This is a genomic window from Streptomyces sp. NPDC019396 (assembly GCF_040632375.1).
In the GTDB taxonomy this organism is placed as follows: domain Bacteria; phylum Actinomycetota; class Actinomycetes; order Streptomycetales; family Streptomycetaceae; genus Streptomyces.
Window position 1 is genome coordinate 142,320 of the sequence record NZ_JBEYBS010000013.1, and the last position, 18,915, is coordinate 161,234.

At 69.4% G+C, this 18,915-nt stretch carries 21 protein-coding genes; 5 read left to right on the plus strand and 16 right to left on the minus strand.

The features are described 5' to 3' along the window. Positions 1-69 precede the first annotated feature (69 nt). The 7 genes from ABZ532_RS17425 to ABZ532_RS17455 all read right to left on the minus strand — a co-directional run bounded on the left by ABZ532_RS17425 (position 70) and on the right by ABZ532_RS17455 (position 6,405). Entirely contained in the window at positions 70-453 is a 384-nt protein-coding gene (locus ABZ532_RS17425; protein WP_361283517.1) for a hypothetical protein, read from the minus strand. 223 nt (positions 454-676) lie between these two features. Further along, positions 677-1,873 carry a helix-turn-helix transcriptional regulator gene (locus ABZ532_RS17430; protein ID WP_361283519.1) on the minus strand — a complete coding sequence of 399 codons (1,197 nt, stop codon included), beginning with the start codon at positions 1,871-1,873 and terminating at the stop codon, positions 677-679. 125 nt (positions 1,874-1,998) lie between these two features. Then, a complete protein-coding gene (locus tag ABZ532_RS17435) occupies positions 1,999-3,348 on the minus strand; it encodes a dicarboxylate/amino acid:cation symporter (RefSeq protein ID WP_361283521.1) in 1,350 nt (449 codons plus the stop codon). Positions 3,349-3,702: 354 nt separating this feature from the next. Then, complete coding sequence (locus ABZ532_RS17440) at positions 3,703-3,996, minus strand: DUF4229 domain-containing protein (protein WP_361283523.1); 294 nt, start codon at positions 3,994-3,996, stop codon at positions 3,703-3,705. Between the two features lie 36 nt (positions 3,997-4,032). After that, positions 4,033-4,557: a GNAT family N-acetyltransferase gene (locus ABZ532_RS17445; protein ID WP_361283525.1), complete on the minus strand. Its 525-nt coding sequence runs from the start codon at positions 4,555-4,557 to the stop codon at positions 4,033-4,035. 115 nt (positions 4,558-4,672) lie between these two features. Further along, a complete protein-coding gene (gene mqnE / locus ABZ532_RS17450) occupies positions 4,673-5,836 on the minus strand; it encodes an aminofutalosine synthase MqnE (protein WP_361283527.1) in 1,164 nt (387 codons plus the stop codon). Positions 5,837-5,949: 113 nt separating this feature from the next. Next, positions 5,950-6,405, minus strand: coding sequence for an Lrp/AsnC family transcriptional regulator (locus ABZ532_RS17455; RefSeq protein ID WP_361283530.1), 456 nt, complete (start codon positions 6,403-6,405; stop codon positions 5,950-5,952). 114 nt (positions 6,406-6,519) lie between these two features. On the opposite strand from ABZ532_RS17455, the gene ABZ532_RS17460 reads away from it, so the two are divergent. Next, on the plus strand, positions 6,520-6,675 hold the full coding sequence (locus tag ABZ532_RS17460; protein ID WP_361283533.1) for a hypothetical protein: 156 nt from the start codon (positions 6,520-6,522) through the stop codon (positions 6,673-6,675). A gap of 15 nt (positions 6,676-6,690) precedes the next feature. On the opposite strand, the gene ABZ532_RS17465 is transcribed toward ABZ532_RS17460, so the two are convergent. Beyond that, complete coding sequence (locus tag ABZ532_RS17465) at positions 6,691-7,371, minus strand: UbiX family flavin prenyltransferase (protein WP_361283536.1); 681 nt, start codon at positions 7,369-7,371, stop codon at positions 6,691-6,693. Between the two features lie 174 nt (positions 7,372-7,545). On the opposite strand from ABZ532_RS17465, the gene ABZ532_RS17470 reads away from it, so the two are divergent. Continuing rightward, positions 7,546-8,112 (plus strand): rhomboid family intramembrane serine protease, encoded by a 567-nt coding sequence (locus ABZ532_RS17470; RefSeq protein WP_361283717.1) that lies wholly within the window; start codon positions 7,546-7,548, stop codon positions 8,110-8,112. 72 nt (positions 8,113-8,184) lie between these two features. Here ABZ532_RS17470 and ABZ532_RS17475 read toward each other — a convergent pair whose 3' ends face one another. The 3 genes from ABZ532_RS17475 to ABZ532_RS17485 form a co-directional block, all read right to left on the minus strand. Next, entirely contained in the window at positions 8,185-9,417 is a 1,233-nt protein-coding gene (locus tag ABZ532_RS17475; protein WP_361283539.1) for a PP2C family protein-serine/threonine phosphatase, read from the minus strand. Positions 9,418-9,660: 243 nt separating this feature from the next. Further along, positions 9,661-10,563, minus strand: coding sequence for a menaquinone biosynthesis prenyltransferase MqnP (mqnP, locus tag ABZ532_RS17480; protein WP_361283542.1), 903 nt, complete (start codon positions 10,561-10,563; stop codon positions 9,661-9,663). Further along, on the minus strand, positions 10,560-12,011 hold the full coding sequence (locus ABZ532_RS17485) for a menaquinone biosynthesis decarboxylase (RefSeq protein ID WP_361283545.1): 1,452 nt from the start codon (positions 12,009-12,011) through the stop codon (positions 10,560-10,562). Before ABZ532_RS17485 ends, mqnP begins: the two co-directional genes overlap by 4 nt. Positions 12,012-12,097: 86 nt before the next feature. On the opposite strand from ABZ532_RS17485, the gene ABZ532_RS17490 reads away from it, so the two are divergent. The 3 genes from ABZ532_RS17490 to ABZ532_RS17500 all read left to right on the plus strand — a co-directional run bounded on the left by ABZ532_RS17490 (position 12,098) and on the right by ABZ532_RS17500 (position 13,992). After that, positions 12,098-12,493 carry a PLD nuclease N-terminal domain-containing protein gene (locus ABZ532_RS17490; protein ID WP_361283548.1) on the plus strand — a complete coding sequence of 132 codons (396 nt, stop codon included), beginning with the start codon at positions 12,098-12,100 and terminating at the stop codon, positions 12,491-12,493. A 105-nt stretch (positions 12,494-12,598) separates the two neighbouring features. Next, positions 12,599-13,054: a deaminase gene (locus ABZ532_RS17495; protein WP_361283551.1), complete on the plus strand. Its 456-nt coding sequence runs from the start codon at positions 12,599-12,601 to the stop codon at positions 13,052-13,054. Further along, positions 13,051-13,992 (plus strand): 2-oxoglutarate and iron-dependent oxygenase domain-containing protein, encoded by a 942-nt coding sequence (locus ABZ532_RS17500; protein ID WP_361283554.1) that lies wholly within the window; start codon positions 13,051-13,053, stop codon positions 13,990-13,992. Before ABZ532_RS17495 ends, ABZ532_RS17500 begins: the two co-directional genes overlap by 4 nt. On the opposite strand, the gene ABZ532_RS17505 is transcribed toward ABZ532_RS17500, so the two are convergent. The 5 genes from ABZ532_RS17505 to ABZ532_RS17525 form a co-directional block, all read right to left on the minus strand. Continuing rightward, a complete protein-coding gene (locus ABZ532_RS17505) occupies positions 13,979-14,512 on the minus strand; it encodes an SRPBCC domain-containing protein (RefSeq protein WP_361283557.1) in 534 nt (177 codons plus the stop codon). The two genes, ABZ532_RS17500 and ABZ532_RS17505, sit on opposite strands and share 14 nt — an antisense overlap. 82 nt (positions 14,513-14,594) lie before the next feature. Then, positions 14,595-15,677: a c-type cytochrome biogenesis protein CcsB gene (ccsB, locus tag ABZ532_RS17510; protein WP_361283560.1), complete on the minus strand. Its 1,083-nt coding sequence runs from the start codon at positions 15,675-15,677 to the stop codon at positions 14,595-14,597. Next, positions 15,674-17,560 (minus strand): cytochrome c biogenesis protein ResB, encoded by a 1,887-nt coding sequence (locus tag ABZ532_RS17515; RefSeq protein ID WP_361283563.1) that lies wholly within the window; start codon positions 17,558-17,560, stop codon positions 15,674-15,676. The genes ccsB and ABZ532_RS17515 overlap by 4 nt, the downstream gene beginning before the upstream one ends. 3 nt (positions 17,561-17,563) lie before the next feature. Next, positions 17,564-18,301 (minus strand): cytochrome c biogenesis protein CcdA, encoded by a 738-nt coding sequence (locus tag ABZ532_RS17520; RefSeq protein WP_361283566.1) that lies wholly within the window; start codon positions 18,299-18,301, stop codon positions 17,564-17,566. A 1-nt stretch (position 18,302) separates the two neighbouring features. Then, positions 18,303-18,911 (minus strand): TlpA disulfide reductase family protein, encoded by a 609-nt coding sequence (locus ABZ532_RS17525; RefSeq protein ID WP_361283569.1) that lies wholly within the window; start codon positions 18,909-18,911, stop codon positions 18,303-18,305. Positions 18,912-18,915: the final 4 nt, after the last annotated feature.

Below are 18,915 nucleotides of genomic sequence, written 5' to 3' on the forward strand. Positions count from 1 at the left end.
ACCGGGGCGGGAACAAGGGCCTAGACAATCCTCATTCTCGCTGGTCAGAGGCACTTTCTGTTGTCCTGATCACCAGATGGACCGCCCACTTCGTGAAAGCGCGAGGTTAACGTCGGTTCCCGGGGCGGGCCCCTTCGACGCGTCCTGCTCATCCACGCCGACGTACACCGGTGCAGGTAGGCGCCCGCCCCGGCTGACTGCGATCCGGTGCACATTGGTCAGCGCCTCGGTCAGCTCCACGGCCAGCAGGTGCAGTTCGCCCGGCGTCCACTGGCGGCTGTCCAGGACTACATGGGCGTCCTGGAGGATTTCGCCGGCCAGATCGAGCTGGGCCGACTCCATGTTGTCCGCGAGCCGGGACATGTACCCCGTGCCATCGCTCGCGAGATAGCACGGCTTGCCGTCCCGTCCAGCCCAGGGAAGCAGACGCAGATGAGTCTCCGAATTCACCATGGTCGTGCCTCCGCGGTGCTCGCGTCGCGAAGCAGTCCGCCGTGGTGGCAAGGCGGGTCGAAAGTATGAGCAGTACGGTGCGGCAAGTCGACACTCCTGGTAAGCCTTGGCCGTGCCCCGCGACCGATGCACTGGTCGCGGGGCCCTGTCGAAACGTCAGCCTGCCGACTCAGGACACTCGGGAGTTGCACCAAAAGGTGCAACTCCCGTCGCGTGAGGCCTGCTATATCCCGACCCACTCCGCGTACTGCGCCAGCGCGCTGCTGCGCGTCCGCTCCCGCCGCTTCAACGCCAGAACGGTGTCTCGTACGGTCGGGTGGTAGCGCGTCTGCTGCGGGGCGATACGCCGGGCCTGGTGCAGGCAGTCCAGAGCCTGTTCCGGATGATCGGCCCAGGCGTGGGCCCGGCCCAAGTCCATCCAATGGTGCCCCGCCCGAGACCGGGTCCAGCCGGGCGGGATGTGTACGTTCTCGGCAAGATCGATCGCGCCACCGAAGTCATTGGCCTCCGAGGCGATCGCCACGGCATGCACACCGACGTTCACCGGTCCCCAGGTGACACCGAAGTCGGGCAACTCGCCTGTGGCCTGGGCGAGTGCACGGGCTGCGGTCAGGCGGGCGTCCGCATGGTCACGGTCCTTCATACGGCCCGCGATTACCGCGGCCCGCAGCTGCATCACGCCCCGCATTGCCTCGATCCCGGCCGGGCGGCGTGACTCCTGGCCGTCGAGTTCGCTCAGGGCGCGGTCGATCACCCGGATACCCACGTCATAGCGGCCGGAGGACATCGTGGTCTGCGCGCGCAGGTAGGCGTGCATGGCAGCGAGTCCAGGCTCATCGGCGCGCGGTGCGGCCCAGGCCAGTCGGTCGAGGGCGATGGTCGCCAAGTCGATGTAACCGAAGTTCCACGCCACTGTGAACACACAACGGAATGTCCCGGCCAGGCACTCGTGGGCCAGGCGCCGCTCTTCCCCGGTGCTGGTGTGCACGGCCTCCACCGACTCGTCGATCAGCGCCGGAAGGTCGAGCACCATGTCCGTGTACTGCGCTTGTCGCCGTAGCACCAAGGCTCGCTGGACATCAGCCCGGATCAGAGCTGCCGGACGGGGAGCCGTCGCCCAACCAAGCGGGATGTCCCAGTTCTCAAGCCCCTCGCGGATCGGCTGGATCAGCGCGTCCATCCGGTCCCGGCGCAGTTCCTCGGCGTAGGGCTGCCCGAGCAACTCGGACGTGGAGACGCCCAGCGCACGGGCACACGCTGCCACCAGAGCCGGGGAGGCGGGCTTCTGCCCGCATTCCGCCTTCGAGAGCAACGACTTGGACACATGTGCCCTCATCGCCAGCCCCTGTTGCGTCAGACCGCGCTGCTTCCGGATACGGGCGATCCGGGCGCCGGTGTGCTCCTCGATGCTCTGCGACACGGCGAACTCCGTTCTGCGGCAACACCATGACGCTACCCAAACAGCTTGGCCCAAGCGTCGCATGCAACAGAGGTGCCCCCGAGTCGGTCGACTCGGGGGCGCTCCCGTCATGCAGCGGTGCGGCCTTACGCCGCAGCCGGTACCGCACCTGCCTCGTCGGTGCCGCGCGGCTCCGGCTCGGGCTCGTCGACCGGGGAGGCCGAGGCGGAGTTGTAGGCGTCCAGGTCGAGGATCTTCTCGCGGGCCGCGACGATGACCGGGACCAGGGCCTGGCCCGCGACGTTCGTGGCGGTGCGCATCATGTCGAGGACCGGGTCGATGGCCAGGAGGAGGCCGACGCCCTCCAGGGGGAGGCCCAGGGTGGAGAGGGTGAGGGTCAGCATGACCGTGGCGCCGGTGAGGCCGGCGGTGGCGGCGGAGCCGACGACGGAGACGAAGGCGATCAGGAGGTAGTCCTGGATGCCGAGCTGCACGTCGAAGATCTGGGCGATGAAGATCGCGGCCAGGGCCGGGTAGATCGCGGCGCAGCCGTCCATCTTGGTGGTCGCGCCGAAGGGGACCGCGAAGGAGGTGTACTCCTTGGGGACGCCGAGGCGCTCGGTGGACTTCTGGGTGACCGGCATGGTGCCGACCGAGGAGCGGGACACGAAGGCCAGCTGGATGGCCGGCCAGGCGCCCTTGTAGAACTGGAGCGGGTTGAGCTTGGCGACCGTCGCGAGTAGCAGCGGGTAGACGCCGAACAGCACGATGGCGCAGCCGATGTAGACGTCGGCGGTGAAGGTGGCGTACTTGCCGATGAGGTCCCAGCCGTAGTCGGCGATCGCGTAGCCGATGAGGCCGACGGTGCCGAGCGGGGCGAGGCGGATGACCCACCACAGGGCCTTCTGGAGCAGCTCCAGGACGGCTTCGCTCAGGGCGAGCACGGGCTTGGCGCGGTCGCCGAGCTTGAGGGCCGCGATACCGGCGACGGCGGCCATGAAGACGATCTGGAGGACGTTCAGCTCGGTGAAGGGGGTCACGACGTCGGTCGGGACGATTCCGGTCAGGAAGTCGATCCAGGAGCCGGCGTGGTCGGGCTTCGCGCCGTCCTTGGGGGTGAGTCCGGTGCCCGCGCCGGGGTCGGTGAGCAGGCCGATGGCGAGGCCGATCGCGACGGCGATCAGCGAGGTGATCATGAACCAGAGCAGGGTGCGGCCGGCCAGCCGGGCGGCGTTGTTGACCTTGCGGAGGTTGGTGATCGAGACCAGGATCGCGAAGAAGACGAGCGGGGCGACGGCCAGCTTCAGCAGCTGGACGAAGATGTCGCCGATCTGGCCGAGGGTGGTGTGCAGCCAGCTGATGTCCTGGCTGCGGGCGAGCCAGCCGAGCAGGGCCCCGAGGACGAGACCGGTGACGATCTGCGCCCAGAACGGGATCGAGGGTATGCCGGGTATGCGGCGGCGGGCAGGGGTGGGCGTCGCGGAGTTCGCGGACACGGACACACTCCGGTGAGGCGTATCGGGTGAATACGGGGGACTGGGGTGCGGCGCACGTGCCTGGGGAACAGGGCGGCGCCGCTGTGATGCCGGGTCAGATGGAGCGGCAACAGACCGCGGACATACAGCGGCAGAGATCGACGTGCAGGCGCGCCACGAGCGGGGTGCTCATGGCTGCGTGAAGGCGCACTGCTGTCGTCATGCGATTACGTTAACACTTGAACTTTGAGGAGCTCAAAGCATCTCTTTGAGACAACGGCAGGTGGTTCCGGGCCCAACACGCCTGTGCCCTGCGGCAGGAGCGAACGCTCCTGCCGCAGGGCACAGGAAGGAGGTGTGAGGAAGCTTACGCGGCTACGCGGCGCCGTCCTCCTGGGAACGGTTCGACTCGAGGCGGGACTTCGCCCGGTCGACCTTCACCGCGATCTGTTCCGCCATCGCTTCGCGCTGCTTGCGCAGCAGCACGAAGCTCAGCGGCGCCGAGATCACCACGGCGAGGACGAGCACCCACAGCAGGTTGGAGTCGCCGAGTCCGCGCGGCAGGACCCTCAGGTACACCAGGCCCCACAGGGCGAAGAAGCAGCCGGCGAAGATGCCGAGACGCATCAGCGTGTACCGGAGTGCGGGGCTGATCTTGCTGTCGGACACGGCGGTTGGGCCTTTCTGTGTGATCAGTGGTGATGATCAGTTCAGGGGGAGCAGCATCGTGATCTCTTCGCGGTCGTCGCCGTCGGCGACCCGAATCGCACCCGGCACCCGTCCGACCTCCTTGTAGCCGCAGGAGGCGTAGAAGTTCTCCAGTCCCGTCCCACCGCGGCAGCTGAGGCGTACGGCCTCTATGCCATCGAGGGTACGGGCAGCGTCGGCCGCCGCGTCGAGGAGGTCGCGGCCGTATCCCCTGCCCTGGTGGCGCGGGTGGACCATCACGGTGTACAGCCAGACCCAGTGCCGCATCAGGCGGTGCGTGTTGTGGGCGAGGAACACGGCGGCGGCGAGCTGCCCGTCCTCGTCGTACCCGACGAGGAGCCGCTTCTGCCCTTCGGCCAGTCCCGTCAGGTGCTTGAGCCACTCGGACCTGATGTCCTCCACCGTCACCGGCGGCACGAATCCGACCGCGCCGCCCGCGTTGGACACCTCGGTCCAGAGCGCGAGCACACCGTCCCGCAGGGCGGGGTCGATGGGCGGGTCGAGCCGGAAGGAGAGGGCCATGCGGTCGACGGTAACAACCGGCCCTGAGTGTCCCGCTTGTGGGGGTGTGTGACCCTGCTCGCAGTCCCGCGAGGGGCGGGCGCCGGCTCCTGAGGAGTCCGGCGCCCGAGAGGATTCAGACCCGCATCGGCTGCGGCGACTCGCGGCGGCCCTCGTCCGGGCCCGGGTACTCGCGGATGATCTCGTAGCGCGTGTTCCGCTCCACCGGCCGGAAACCGGCGTCCCGGATCAGATCCAGCAGATCGTCCCGGGTGAGCTTGTTGGGCGTGCCGTAGTTGTCGGCGTCATGGGTGATCTTGTACTCGACCACCGAGCCGTCCATGTCGTCCGCACCGTGCTGGAGCGCGAGCTGGGCGGTCTGCACACCGTGCATCACCCAGAACACCTTGACGTGCTGGACGTTGTCGAACAGCAGCCGGGAGACGGCGAAGGTCTTCAGCGCCTCGGCGCCGGTCGCCATGGTCGTGCGCGCCTGGAGGGTGTTGCGGACCTTGCCGTCCTTCACGTCCACGAAGTCGTGCTGGTAGCGCAGGGGGATGAAGACCTGGAAGCCACCGGTCTCGTCCTGGAGTTCCCGCAGCCGCAGCACGTGGTCCACGCGGTGGCGGGGCTCCTCGATGTGCCCGTACAGCATCGTGCACGGGGTCTTGAGGCCCTTCTCGTGCGCGAGGCGGTGGATGCGGGACCAGTCCTCCCAGTGGGTGCGGTGGTCCACGATGTGCTGGCGGACCTCCCAGTCGAAGATCTCCGCGCCGCCGCCGGTCAGCGACTCCAGACCGGCGTCGATCAGCTCGTCCAGGATCTCGCTCGCACTCAGACCCGAGATCGTCTCGAAGTGGTGGATCTCGGTGGCGGTGAAGGCCTTCAGCGAGACGTTCGGCAGCGCCTTCTTCAGCTCGCTGAGCGAGCGCGGGTAATAGCGCCACGGCAGGTTGGGGTGGAGGCCGTTGACGATGTGGAGCTCGGTGAGGTTCTCGCTCTCCATCGTCCGGGCGAGGCGCACGGCCTCCTCGATGCGCATGGTGTACGCGTCCTTCTCGCCCGGCTTGCGCTGGAACGAGCAGTAGGCGCACGACGCGGTGCACACGTTGGTCATGTTGAGGTGGCGGTTGACGTTGAAGTGGACCACGTCACCGTTCTTGCGCGTGCGCACCTCGTGGGCGAGGCCGCCGAGCCAGGCCAGGTCGTCCGACTCGTAGAGGGCGATACCGTCCTCGCGGCTCAGCCGCTCGCCGGTCCGGACCTTCTCCTCCAGCTCGCGCTTGAGCCCCGCATCCATGCGGCCGCCTCCCACTTGTCCTGGCCTCGTCGCCGAGTCCTGAGTCTGAGTCCTGATGCGTCCCCTGAAGGACGCCCCCCGGACCACCCCCGGAGGCCTCACCCACGTTACGCCTAGGGCTGCTCGGGCAGCTCCCCGACCCGGTTCTCCCACTTCGTTGAGAGCACGATCGTGGTGCGCGTACGCGAGACGCCCTTCGTCCCGGACAGCCGGCGGATGGTCTTCTCCAGGCCGTCGACGTCCCCGGCGCGGACCTTGAGCATGTACGAGTCGTCGCCCGCGATGAACCAGCAGTCCTCGATCTCCGCGAGGTCGCGCAGCCGGCGCGCCACGTCCTCGTGGTCGACGGCGTCGGAGAGCGAGATGCCGACGAGCGCCGTGACGCCGAGACCGAGCGATGCGGAGTCGACGGTCGCCCGGTAGCCGGTGATCACACCGGCCGCTTCCAGGCGGTTGATGCGGTCGGTGACGGAGGGACCGGAGAGTCCCACGAGTCGGCCGAGCTCGGCGTACGAAGCCCTGCCGTTCTCGCGCAGAGCCTGGATGAGCTGCCTATCCACGGCGTCCATATGCCTGAGCCTTCCATTATTCAGCGATACCGCAAGTTTACGTGTAGAATCTAAGGCACACAGGGCCGACACCCTGTGAATCTTTCAAACGATCAAAAACGATCCATACAGGAGATGACACACACCGTGTACACGATCGAGATGGCCCACGCCCACATGAGGCAGCTTCAGGAGCTGGCCAACCGCTCGCGTGCCCACCAGCCTGCCGCTGCGTACCGCATCGACCGGGGCTCGGTCCGCCTCGCCCGCCGCGCGGCCAAGAAGCGCTAGTCCTCGACCACCCGGCTAGTCACTGCGGGACTGGGCACCCCCCAGCTCCCCTTCCCAACGGCGGTACAGCCGGTGCGGCACCCCTGCCGCGTCCAGCACCCGCCCCGCGACGAAGTCCACCAGATCCTGGATGTGCGTCGCGCCCGCGTAGAACGCCGGAGAGGCGGGCAGCACCACTGCGCCCGCCTCGTCCAGCGTCACCAGATGCCTGAGGGTCTGCCCGTTCAGCGGGGTCTCCCGCAGCGCGACCACCAGCTTGCGGCGCTCCTTCAGCGTCACGCTCGCCGTGCGCTGGAGCAGGTCCTTCGAGAGCCCGAGCGCCACGCCCGCGACGCACGCCGTGGATGCCGGCACGATCAGCATCCCCTTGACCGGGTACGACCCGGAGGACGGCCCGGCCGCGAGGTCCCCGGCCGCCCAGTGGCGTACGTCCGCCACAGCAGCGTCGTCCACCGTGAACGTGCCGGGCTTGCCGTCCGCTCCACGGGTCAGCCACTCGCGCAGATCGTCCCGCCAGTGCGCGTCACGGAAGGCGATCCCCGTCTCGTCCAGAAGGGTGAGCCGCGACGCGCGCGACACCACCAGATCCACGCTCTCGCCCGCGTCGAGCAGCCCCCGCAGCACGGCTGCCGCGTACGGGGTGCCCGAGGCTCCGGAGACCCCGACGACCCACGGGATGCGGTTGGCGTCATTCATGGCATCGAGCCTATCCGGCCACATGGTGGCGGAACTGAGTAAGGTGCCCCGGACGTTCCCGGGGGGAGACACAGGAACCGCAGGGGGGCCGTTATGGCAGTAATGCCCACCGGAACGCCGGGATCCGCGGGGTCCGCAGGATCCGCGCGACCGGCCTGGACCGGCCGTGCCGCCATGGCCGCCGTGCTGATGCTCGGCTGGGTGGCCCTGCTGTGGGTGCTCGAGCTCGTCGACTTCGCGACGGGCCATGCGCTCGACGGCTACGGGGTCACCCCGCGCGAACCGTCGGAGCTGGCCGACATCGTTCCCGCCGCGTTCCTCCACGCCGGCTTCGGCCATGTCGCCGCCAACAGCCTGCCGCTGCTCGTGCTCGGGTTCCTCGCCGCGATGGGGGCCGGCGTGGGCCGCTTCGCCGGGATCGTCCTCACCGTCGTCGTGGCCTCGGGCGTCGGCGTCTGGCTGACCTCCCCGCCCGACTCGGTCACCCTGGGCGCCTCGGGCGTGGTCTTCGGGCTCTTCGGCTATGTGCTGGCGCGGGGCTTCGTCGACCACAGCCTGCGTGATGTGCTGATCGGGCTGGCGGTGGCCGCGCTCTACGGCTCGATCCTGTGGGGCGTGCTCCCCGTCGACAGCGGGGTCAGCTGGCAGGCGCACCTGTTCGGGCTGCTGGGCGGGGTGACGGCGGCGTTCCTCTTCCGCAGGCGGCGAGCGGGGGCGGGAGCCGCGGAACTCACGGCGTAGAGGGCGCCCTGGGGCAACCGGACCGCGGCAGCGTGACGCCTGACAGCGTCCAGGAGAGCGCCCTGGTCACGGCTACGGCTTCGTGCGGCCGGCTGACGCTTGCCGAGTGTCAGCGCCGGAGCTGACGTGCCGCTGGGTCTCCTGGGGACCGTGCCAGTCCAGGCACATCACGGTGGCATCGTCCTCGAGCCGGCGGCCGGCGGCGTCCAGGACCGCGGACGTCAGCATCAGCGCGGTCTCCCGCGGGTGCAGGCCCCGCGTGCGCTCCACCATGGCGGGCAGGTCGACCTGCTCAGCATGCCGTTCGAGCATGCCGTCGGTGTACATGATGAGACGGTCGCCGGGGCGCAGATGGATTTCCTGAACGCGGTAGGGGTGTGGCACGGGCACGGGCAGCCCGAAGGGATGGTCCACCTGGCAGGTGATCGTTTCCACAGCCCCGTCGCGCATGCGCAGCGGCCAGGGGTGGCCGGCGTTGACGAGCTGGGCCCGCCCGGTGTGGAGGTTGATGCGCACCAGCTGCCCGGTGGCGTGACCGTGTCCGTGGTCGGCCAGAGCCTGGTCGGCACGGTGGGCTTGCTCGGCCAGGTCGGCTCCTGCGCGGCGGGCGCCACGCAGGGCGCCCACCAGGACCGTGGCGGCCAAGGCGGCGTCGATGTGGTGGCCCATGGGGTCGGTTACCGACAGGTGCAGGGTGTCGCGGTCCAGGGCGTAGTCGAAGGTGTCGCCGCTGAGGTCTTCGGAGGGTTCCAGGCTCCCGCACAGCGTGAACTGCGCGGCCTCGCACGACAGTGACATGGGCAGCAGCTGGTACTGGATCTCTGCGGCCAGGGTGGGAGGCCTGGAACGTTTGCCCCAGGTGTAGAGGTCGGTGAAGCGCCCGTTGGCGATCACGATGTAGGCCAGGATGTGGGCGGCTTCCCCGATCTCGTCGAGGACGTCCTCTCCGGGTTCGGCCGGCAGGAGCACTTCCAGCAGCCCGATGGCATCCCCCCGGTTGGTGACCGGCGCGATCACCCGCTGTTCCTGGCCGCTCGCCTCCTGATACAGCCGCTGGGTACGGATCACCTGCTCGTAGACACTGCCCAAGAGGGGGATCCGCTCAGCTTCCCGCTCGCCCTCCACGGCGCCGGCGGTGGACAGCCGAGCCACAGCCTTCCCCGTCAGGTCCACGATGAGGAAAGAGACCTTCGCAGCCTTGAAACGCCGCCGCAGGTCCTCTGCGACCACGTCGACGGCCTCTACCGGAGCCGCCGTCTCCGCTGCCGTCAGCAGCCGGGGAAGTTCGCTGCGCCCACCACTCACGACCCGCTCCCTTCCCCACCCCCTCCTACCAGCTTGGGAACGTTGACGGTGAGCGTCAATCCGTGGCCCCATCGCCTGTTGACGGGCAGTGCTCCACGAATACAGCGATGCCCCGACCGTCTGCCCTTCCAGCTCACCGGGCTCGAGGGCATGGCCCCGGGCCACCGGACGGAGATCGTCGAATCTCCGAAGCGGTCACGTCGGTCCCCCCGGGCATGGGCTCGGCGGTTGGCCGCACGGTAGCTACAGGGTGAGACCCCGAACGACCAGATCGATCAGCGCACACACGAAGAGGGCAATCCCGATGAAGCCGTTGACGGTGAAGAACGCCCTGTTCAGCCGGGACAGGTCATGCGGCGTCACGATCGTGTGCTCGTAGACGAACGCCACCGCGACGACCACCAGCCCCGCCCAGAAGAACAGCCCGGCGCCCGTGGCCAGCGCATACCAGACCAGCAGACCCGTCGTGACGGCGTGGCAGACCCGCGCCCCCCACAGCGCCGCCGGGATGCCGAAACGGGCCGGGAACGACTTCACGCCGTGGGCGCGGTCGGCCTGGACGTCCTGGCAGGCGAAGATCAGGTCGAATCCGCCGATCCAGACACCGACCGCGAGGCCGAGGATGACCGGGTCCCAGGACCAGGAGCCGGTGACCGCGAGCCACGCCCCGACCGGACCTATGGCCTGGGCGATGCCGAGGATGGCGTGCGGGAAGTTCGTGAAGCGCTTCCCGTACGGGTAGACCACCATCGGGATCACCGCGAGCGGCGCGAGCGCCAGGCACAGCGGGTTGAGCAGGGCGGCGGCCCCCAGGAACACCACCAGGGCGATGCCCGCGCCGGTCCAGGCGGACCGTACCGACACGGCGCCCGTGACCAGTTCACGGTTCGCCGTGCGAGGGTTACGGGCGTCGATCTCACGGTCGATGATCCTGTTGCAGGCCATCGCGAACGTACGCAGGCCCACCATGCACACGGTGACCAGGAGCAGCGTCACCCAGTCGACGCGCCCGTCGAGCTGGAACATCGCCGTCAGCGCGGCGATGTACGCGAAGGGCAGTGCGAAGACGGAGTGCTCGATCATCACCAGGCGCAGGAACGCCTTGGTGCGGCCGGGACCCGGGACCGCCGCGGCCGAAGCGCTCACAGGCCGTACTCCTTCCAGCGGCGGTCGACCAGCGCCGCCGTGTCCGGGTCGGAGAGCACCATCTCAGGCCAGCCGCCGTCCCGGGTGTAGCCCTCCTCGGGCCACTTCTTCGTCGCGTCGATACCCGCCTTGCCGCCCCAGAACTGCTGGTAGGAGGAGTGGTCCAGGTGGTCCACCGGGCCCTCCACGACCGTCAGGTCGCGGGCGTAGTCCGTGTTGCCGAGGGCCCGCCAGGACACCTCGTGCAGGTCGTGCACGTCGCAGTCGGAGTCCACGACCACGATCAGCTTGGTCAGCGACATCATGTGCGCGCCCCAGATGGCGTGCATCACCTTCTGGGCGTGCTTCGGGTACTTCTTGTCGATCGAGACGATCGCGCAGTTGTGGAAGCCGCCCGACTCGGGCAGGTGGTAGTCCACGATGTCCGGCACGATGATCTTCAGGAGCGGCAGGAAGAAGCGCTCGGTCGCCCGGCCCAGCGGGCCGTCCTCGGTCGGCGGGCGGCCGACCACGATCGACTGGAGCAGCGGGCGCCGCCGCATCGTCACACAGTCGATGGTCAGTGCCGGGAAGGGCTCCTGCGGGGTGTAGAAGCCGGTGTGGTCGCCGAACGGGCCCTCGGGAAGCATCTCGCCCGGCTCGAGCCAGCCCTCGATGACGACCTCGGCGTTGGCCGGGACCTGGAGCGGGACGGTCTTGCAGTCGACCATCTCGATCCTCTTGCCCTGGAGGAAGCCCGCGAAGAGGTACTCGTCGATGTCGCCGGGCAGCGGGGCCGTCGAGGCGTAGGTCACGGCGGGCGGGCAGCCGAAGGCGATCGCGACCGGCAGCTTCTCGCCGCGCCGTGCCGCCACCTGGTAGTGGTTGCGGCTGTCCTTGTGGATCTGCCAGTGCATGCCGATGGTGCGCTTGTCGTGGCGCTGGAGGCGGTAGAGCCCGAGATTGCGGATCCCGGTCTCGGGGTCCTTGGTGTGCGTCAGGCCCAGGTTGAAGAAGGAGCCGCCGTCATCGGGCCAGGTGAACAGCGCGGGCAGCTGCTCCAGATCGACCTCGTCACCGCGCAGGACGACCTCCTGCACCGGCGCGTCTTTGACCTTCTTCGGCGGTACGTGGGTCATGGCGCCGAGCTTCCCGAACGCCTCGCGCACACCCATGAAGCCGTGCGGCAGCTCGGGCTTCAGCAGTCCGCCGATCTTCCCGCTGATGTCGTCGTAGGACTTCAGGCCCAGCGCCTTGAGGAGGCGGCGGTCCGTCCCGTACACGTTCATCGCCAGCGGCATGGCGGAGCCGCGCACGTTCTCGAAGAGCAGGGCGGGGCCGCCGGACTTCTGGACCCGGTCGACGATCTCCCCGACTTCCAGATAGGGGTCGACTTCGGCCTTGATGCGCTTGAGGTCGCCCTCGCGCTCGAGTGCGCGCAGCAGCGAGCGAAGATCGTCGTAAGCCATGCCGTCCAGTATCTGCCACTCGCTAGGCTGGAACCGTCACGGGGGCCGCTCGTACGGCCCCGATCTCCGCACGCAGGGGGCTGCCAATGCTTCGGGTGCTGATGTTCTTGGTGCCGCTGGCGCTCAGCATCTACGCCTTCATCGACTGCATCTCCACGGACGAGAAGGAGATCAGGTACATCCCCAAACCGCTCTGGGCGATCCTCGTGCTGCTCTTCCCGCTCGTCGGTTCGATCTCGTGGCTGATCGCGGGCAAGGACCGGTCGGCGCGTCGGCCCGCACAGCGCGGCGGTTGGGTGGCTCCGGACGACAACCCGGAGTTCCTGAAGTCGCTCGGTGACGAGAACCGCGAGGCGAAGGACCGCGAGCAGGACCAGGAGCAGGACCAGGGACGCGATGAGGAGCAGACGCGAGGCGAGGAGAGCACTCACGAGCAGGAGCGCAGGCGGGACGGCGGCGAGCCCGGCGGTGGCCAGGCCTGACCGCCCGGCCCCGTTGCCCGCTGGATCGCCTGACCTCTGATCGCCTGACCGCCTGAACCCGCGTCGCTCTCGCGCCCGGCCCGCCCCGCACGGGACAGTGGGGGCATGGACCCGGAGCAGGCAAGGCACTGGCTGGCCACCGCGCTCGGCGAGGCCCGTACGGGCCTCGCCGAAGGCGGCATCCCGATCGGCGCGGCCCTCTACGGCCCGGACGGCGACCTCCTCGGGCGCGGGCGCAACCGCCGCGTCCAGGACGGTGATCCCTCTCTGCACGCGGAGACCGCCGCGTTCCGGGCGGCGGGGCGTCGGCGCTCGTACCGCGGCACGACGATGGTCACCACGCTCTCGCCCTGCTGGTACTGCGCGGGTCTCGTCCGGCAGTTCGGGATCTCGCGGGTAGTGATCGGCGAGGCGGAGACCTTCCCCGGCGCCCAGGGCTGGCTCGCCGCGCACGGGGTAGAGGTGACGGTGCTGAACGATCCGGCGTGTACGGCCCTGATGCGCGAGTTCATCGGCACGCACCCCGAGCTGTGGAGCGAGGACATCGGCGATGACGCATGACAGCTGACGGCACCGGTGAGGTGATCCCGGTCATCGACCTGGAGCCATGGCTCTCCGGGGACCCGGCGGCCCGCGCCAGGACCGCCGCCACCGTCGACGCCGCCCTGCGCACCGCGGGCTTCCTGCTCGTCACCCACCACGGTGTGGACGCGGCGCTGGCGGGACGGATCCGGGAGCTGGCGCGCGGCTTCTTCCGGCTGCCGCCGGCGGCGAAGGAGCCGTACGCGGTGAAGGTCGGCGGTCGCGGCTGGCTCGGGCCGGGTGCGGAGGCCAACGCCTACGCCGAGGGCACGGCGACGCCGCCCGACCTCAAGGAGTCGCTGTCCTTCGCGGCGGACGAGCCGACCGGGGTGCCCGTGGTGGACGCCGAGTGGTTCCTGCCCAACACCTGGCCGCGTGAGGTACCCGCGCTCAGGCCGGCCGTGGAGGCGTATCTGCGGCAGATGCGGGAGCTGTCGGACCGGCTGCTCGGGCTGCTCGGTGCCGCGCTCGGCGGTCCCGGGGACTTCTTCACCCGGCACACCCGCCATCCCACCTGGGGCTTCAACATCAACTGGTATCCGGGCCGGGACACCGTCGGGGAGCCGGAAGCGGGCCAGTTCCGTATCGGTCCGCACACAGACTTCGGCACGGTCACCGTGCTCGACCGCCAGACCGGCAAGGGCGGGCTCCAGGTGTTCACGGACGCGGGCGGCTGGCAGGACGCCCCCTGGGTGCCCGGTTCGCTGACCGTCAACATCGGGGATCTGATGGCCCGCTGGACGGACGGCCGCTGGTGTTCGGGACGCCACCGGGTGCTGCCTCCGCCGGCCGACGTACCCACGGAGGAGCTGATGTCGCTCGTGTACTTCTACGAGTGCGACCCGGGCACGGATGTCCGGGGTATCGACTCCCACGCCTATCTGCGGGCCCGGCTGGACGCGATCACGGCCGGCTGACGTACTCGGCGCGCAGCTCGCGGAAACGGTCCGGGGTCCCGCTGCCCCAGCCGGCGGGATGGCCGTCGAGGGCCCGCTCGAGGTACTCGAAGTGCTGGTGCCAGCCGGCCAGCTCGTCCAGGCGCTGCTCGTCGTCCCCGGTGAACTCGTTGGTGAAGCGCAGCACGGTCGCCAGGGAGTCCGCGGGCGCCGGTTCCATGTGGAAGCGGATCCGGCCGTGCGGTTCGACGGTGTACTCGGCGACGGACTCCATGTCCCAGGCGGTCACGCGTCCCGTGGCGACGGTCGCCTCGGTGTCGTTGGGGGCGTTGAGCCAGCGGAGCCGCACTCCGCCTCCCAGGTGCGTTTCCAGCAGGTCGGCGTTGGCCAGCCACTGCGGCAGGCCCTCCGGGCTCGCCACGGCGGCCCAGACCCGTACGACGGGGTGGGGCAGCCGCAGCACGAAGTGCAGGACGTGGGTCGGCGTGCCGTCGTCGCCTTCGCGGGTCTCGCTGGTGCCATGAGGGATCGGTTCGCTCATGGCACCAGCGTCGCGCGCGCGGCCCGTGGCCGCTACCGCGTGTCGCCCACCCGGCCGACCGCCGCGACCGGATCTGGGGCCGTCAGACGCCCGCGTAGCCGTGGAGGCTGTTCACGAAGAGGTTGACGCCGTAGTAGTTGAAGAGGAAGCAGGCGAAGGCGATCAGCGCGACATACGCGGCCTTGCGGCCCTTCCAGCCGGCGGTGGCACGGGCGTGCAGATACGCCGCGTACGCCACCCAGGTGATGAACGACCAGACCTCCTTGGCGTCCCAGCCCCAGTAGCGACCCCATGCGTCGCCGGCCCAGATCGCCCCGGCGATGATCGTGAAGGTCCACAGCGGGAAGACCGCCGCGTTCACGCGGTACGCGAACTTGTCCAGGCTCGCGGCCGACGGCAGCCGCTCCAGCACCGAGCGGGCGAAGGAGCCCGGGTTGCCGCCGGTCGCCAGCTTGTTCTCGTACGTGTCGCGGAAGAGGTAGAGCAGCGTCGCTACGAAGCCCAGGTAGAAGACCGCTCCGCAGAAGATCGCGGTCGAGACGTGGATCCACAGCCAGTACGAGTGGAGCGCGGGGACGAGCTGGTCGCTCTCGGTGTAGAGCCAGGTGACGGCGATGCCGAGGTCGAGCAGGACCGTGGTCACCAGCGGCAGCCCGATCCAGCGGACGTTCTTCCTCGCCAGCAGGAAGCCGAGGTACGCGCCCACCGCCACCGTGGAGAAGGTGGTGGAGAACTCGTACATGTTGCCCCAGGGGGCCCGCTGCACCGACATCGCGCGGGTGGTCACACCGACCGCTTCGACCAGGAAGGCGAGGACCGTCAGCGAGACGGCGATCCGTCCGTAGAGGTCGCCCTGGACGGTGCCGCCGGCGGCGCCTGGGCCGTCCGGGACGTCGCGCTGTCCGGCCGTCGTACGGGTGACGACCTTGGGGCGCTCAAGGACGGTGGTGCCGCCGCCCTGCTGGGCGACGTGGACCGCGGGTGCGTAGGCGGCCGCCCGCGGGGTGGTCAGCGCGGCGGCGGTACGGCCGACCTTGCTGCGGCTGCCGAAGACCCACTCGGCGATGTGCGCGAGGAAGGCCAGTGTGTAGACGGCCATCGAGGAGTAGATCAGCCCGTTGCTGAACTCCGCGAGGCTCTCGTTGGTGGCGGCGGCAAGCGTCACTTGTCAGCCCCTTCGGCAGGCTTGGCTTCGGCTTGGGGTTCGGCTTCGGGCTCGGATTCGGCCTCAGCAGGTCGAGATCCGGCGTCAGGGGCAGCGGGTCCGGGTCCGGCGGGCCCGGCCGCGGTCGGCGCCTGAGTGTGCAGCAACGCGGCCAGCTCCGCCAGTTCCTCCGGCAGCTTCGCCGACTCGGTGCGGCCGAGCCCCGCCATCTCGATGACGGTCAGCCCCGTGCCGGAGTCGTCCCGCACGGCACGCACCCACACCCGGCGCCGCTGGATGAACAGCGAGCCGACGAGTCCGGCGATCGCGGCGACGGCGCCCGCGAGGGCGAGGCCGTTGCCGGGCTGCTGGGAGACCTGGAAGCTGGCCCACTCCTTGATCTCCTTCTCGAAGGTGACCGAGCCGGCTCCGTTCGGCAGCTTCATCGTCTCGCCGGGCAGCAGCGTCTGCTTGAACACGTCGCCCTGGGCGTTCTTGAAGGGCGTCATGCGGTTGGTGTCCAGCTGGTACACGTTCTGCGGCGCTCCGCCGTTGCCGCCCAGATCACCGTGGTACGCGCCCAGGTTCAGCGCGGGGAACACCAGCGCCGGGAACTGGGAGAACATCTGGCCCTTGCCCTTGCCCGCGTACGTCGGCACGAAGAACGCCGGGAACCCCAGCTGCTCCTTCTTGCCCTTGGCGTCCCGGTAGCCGTCCCGCACCTTGATGACGCCGGTGGAGGTGACGTTGCCGTCGACCGGCAGCAGCGGCACGGCGCCCCGGTACACCTGCTTGCCCTTGCCGTCCCGGACGGTCACCACGGGGGCGTAGCCGTGGGACAGCAGATAGACCTTGGCGCCGTCGATCTCCAGGGGCTCGTTGACCCGGATGATCCGCTTGTGCTCCTCGTCACCGACACCCTCGGTGTAGGTCACGGCCGCCTCGAAGGTGCGCGGTGTGCCCCGCTGCGGCCCCTTGGGCTCGTACGTGCCCGTGAACCGGTCCAGGGTGAAGCTGAACGGGACCAGCTCGTCCACGTCGAACAGCGTGCCGGACCGGAAGTCGTCGTACTGGGTGAGGGTGTTGGAGAAGCCCCTGCCCTCGGTGATCAGCTTGCCGCCCTCGGACTTGAACAGCTGTCCGACGGCGAAGGCCACCAGCATGACGATCAGCGACACATGGAAGATGAGGTTGCCGACCTCGCGCAGATAGCCCTTCTCCGCGGCGACCGCGTCACCCGCGATGTGCGCGCGGAAGCGGCGCTTCTTCAGCAGCGTGAGCGCGGCCTCGCGGACCGCCTCCGGGTCGGCGTCGGTGCGCCAGGTCGTGTGGGCCGGGAGCCGGGTGAGCCGCTTGGGGGCGCCCGGCGGGCGGCTGCGGAGCTGGCCGGCGAACTGCCAGGTGCGCGGCACGATGCACCCGATGAGGGACACGAACAGCAGGATGTAGATCGCGGAGAACCACACCGAGCTGTAGACGTCGAAGAGCTGGAGCTTGTCGAAGACCGGCGCCCAGAACTCGTGGGCCTCCTTCCAGGTGCGGACCTTCAGCTCGTTCGCGTTGCTCTGCGGGATGAGGGAGCCGGGGATGGCGCCGAGCGAGAGCAGGAAGAGCAGGATCAGCGCGATCCTCATCGAGGTGAGCTGACGCCAGAACCAGCGCACCCACCCGAAGGTCTCGCGGAAGGTCCAGGCGATGGCACCGGCGGCGCCCGGCGTGCGCGGGCCGCCGAAGGAGCCGGGCACGGCACGTTCCTGGGGGGCGGTGGAGAGCTGCTCACCGGCCTTGCCGAGATCGCCGGAGTCACCCTGCTCGCGAGCCTCCTGCTCGGGCACGTCAGGCGCTCCCTGCTCGGGGACCTGCGGACCGGTGGTGCTCTCGCCGGCCGTGTCGGTCTTGCTCATCGATCAGATCCCCACCTGGAAGCCTTTGGACCAGCCCTGCATTTCCTGCACCAGGGTGTCCCACGCACCTGTCAGCAGCAGCAGACCGGTCACGATCATCATGCCGCCGCCGATCCGCATCACCCAGGCATAGTGCCGCTTCACCCAGGCGAACGCACCGAGCGCCTTGCGGAAGGCCACGGCGGCGAGGATGAACGGCAGCCCCAGCCCGAGGCAGTACGCGACCGTCAGCAGCGCCCCGCGGCCCGCGCTGCCCTGTTCCGCCGCGAGCGCGGTCACCGAGGCGAGGGTGGGGCCGATGCACGGGGCCCAGCCGATGCCGAACAGCACACCCAGCAGCGGCGCCCCGACCAGGCCCGTCGCCGGGCGCCTGTGGAAACGGAACTCGCGCTGGGTGATGAAGGGCATCAGACCCATGAAGAAGATCCCCATGAGGATCATCAGCACACCGAGGACGGTGGTGAGGGTCTGGCGGTACGACTGGAGGGTGTGACCGAAGTAGCCGAACAGCGCCCCGCCGGAGACGAAGACCGCGGTGAAGCCGAGCACGAACAGGGACGCACCGGCGGCCATCCGGCCCTTCCTGGCCTCTCCGAGGTCGGCGCCCGTGACCCCGGTCACGTAGGAGAGATAGCCGGGAACGAGCGGCAGCACGCACGGGGAGAAGAAGGAGACAAGCCCTCCCAGCACGGCGATGGGAAGGGCGAGCAGCAGCGCACCGCTGTAGACCGTCTCGTTCACGCTACTTCTCCGCGACCAGCGGGTCGATCATCGAGCGCAGCGCCTTGTCGTCCAGGGGACGCAGGGCGCGCGCGGCGATCTTCCCCTCCCGGTCGAGGACGATCGTGGTCGGAATGGCCTGCGGGCTGAGAGTGCCCTTGGGGAATTCCAGGATCAGCCTGCCGTCGGGGTCGTGGAAGCTGGGGTAGGTGACCCCGAATTCCTCCTCGAAGGCTCGTGCGGGGCCGGTCTCGTCGTCCCGGGTGTTGATGCCGACGAACTCGACGCCTTTGCCCTTGGTCTCCTTGGCGACCTTCTCCAGGTACTCCGCCTCACCGCGGCAGGGCGAGCACCAGGAGCCCCAGGTGTTGACCACGGTGATCTTGCCCTTGTAGTCGGCCAGGGCGAGCGGCTTCCCGGCGAGGTCCTCGCCGGTCAGCGCGGGCGCCGCCGTCCGCTTGCCCTTCGCGACGGTGGAGATCCCGCCGGTGCCGGTCACGAAGTTCGTGTCGTCACCGCCGCCGGACTTCCCGTTCAGGTCGCCACTGCACGCCGACAGCGTGAGCACGGCGGCTAGGGCGCCTGCTCCGGTGGCGAGAAGGATGCGTCGAGGGGCGCGGACAAGGCTCATGTGA

What these genes read in the sequence shown, in the direction of transcription:
- ABZ532_RS17425 (WP_361283517.1), bottom strand. Translation starts at nt 453, where the DNA reads ATGGTGAATTCGGAGACTCATCTGCGTCTGCTTCCCTGGGCTGGACGG.
- ABZ532_RS17465 (WP_361283536.1), bottom strand. Translation starts at nt 7,371, where the DNA reads ATGAATGACGCCAACCGCATCCCGTGGGTCGTCGGGGTCTCCGGAGCC.
- ABZ532_RS17460 (WP_361283533.1), top strand. Translation starts at nt 6,520, where the DNA reads ATGACACACACCGTGTACACGATCGAGATGGCCCACGCCCACATGAGG.
- ABZ532_RS17490 (WP_361283548.1), top strand. Translation starts at nt 12,098, where the DNA reads ATGCTTCGGGTGCTGATGTTCTTGGTGCCGCTGGCGCTCAGCATCTAC.
- ABZ532_RS17470 (WP_361283717.1), top strand. Translation starts at nt 7,546, where the DNA reads ATGGCCGCCGTGCTGATGCTCGGCTGGGTGGCCCTGCTGTGGGTGCTC.
- ABZ532_RS17505 (WP_361283557.1), bottom strand. Translation starts at nt 14,512, where the DNA reads ATGAGCGAACCGATCCCTCATGGCACCAGCGAGACCCGCGAAGGCGAC.
- mqnE (WP_361283527.1), bottom strand. Translation starts at nt 5,836, where the DNA reads ATGGATGCGGGGCTCAAGCGCGAGCTGGAGGAGAAGGTCCGGACCGGC.
- ABZ532_RS17455 (WP_361283530.1), bottom strand. Translation starts at nt 6,405, where the DNA reads ATGGACGCCGTGGATAGGCAGCTCATCCAGGCTCTGCGCGAGAACGGC.
- ABZ532_RS17485 (WP_361283545.1), bottom strand. Translation starts at nt 12,011, where the DNA reads ATGGCTTACGACGATCTTCGCTCGCTGCTGCGCGCACTCGAGCGCGAG.
- ABZ532_RS17500 (WP_361283554.1), top strand. Translation starts at nt 13,051, where the DNA reads ATGACAGCTGACGGCACCGGTGAGGTGATCCCGGTCATCGACCTGGAG.
- ABZ532_RS17445 (WP_361283525.1), bottom strand. Translation starts at nt 4,557, where the DNA reads ATGGCCCTCTCCTTCCGGCTCGACCCGCCCATCGACCCCGCCCTGCGG.
- ABZ532_RS17515 (WP_361283563.1), bottom strand. Translation starts at nt 17,560, where the DNA reads ATGAGCAAGACCGACACGGCCGGCGAGAGCACCACCGGTCCGCAGGTC.
- ABZ532_RS17525 (WP_361283569.1), bottom strand. Translation starts at nt 18,911, where the DNA reads ATGAGCCTTGTCCGCGCCCCTCGACGCATCCTTCTCGCCACCGGAGCA.
- ABZ532_RS17495 (WP_361283551.1), top strand. Translation starts at nt 12,599, where the DNA reads ATGGACCCGGAGCAGGCAAGGCACTGGCTGGCCACCGCGCTCGGCGAG.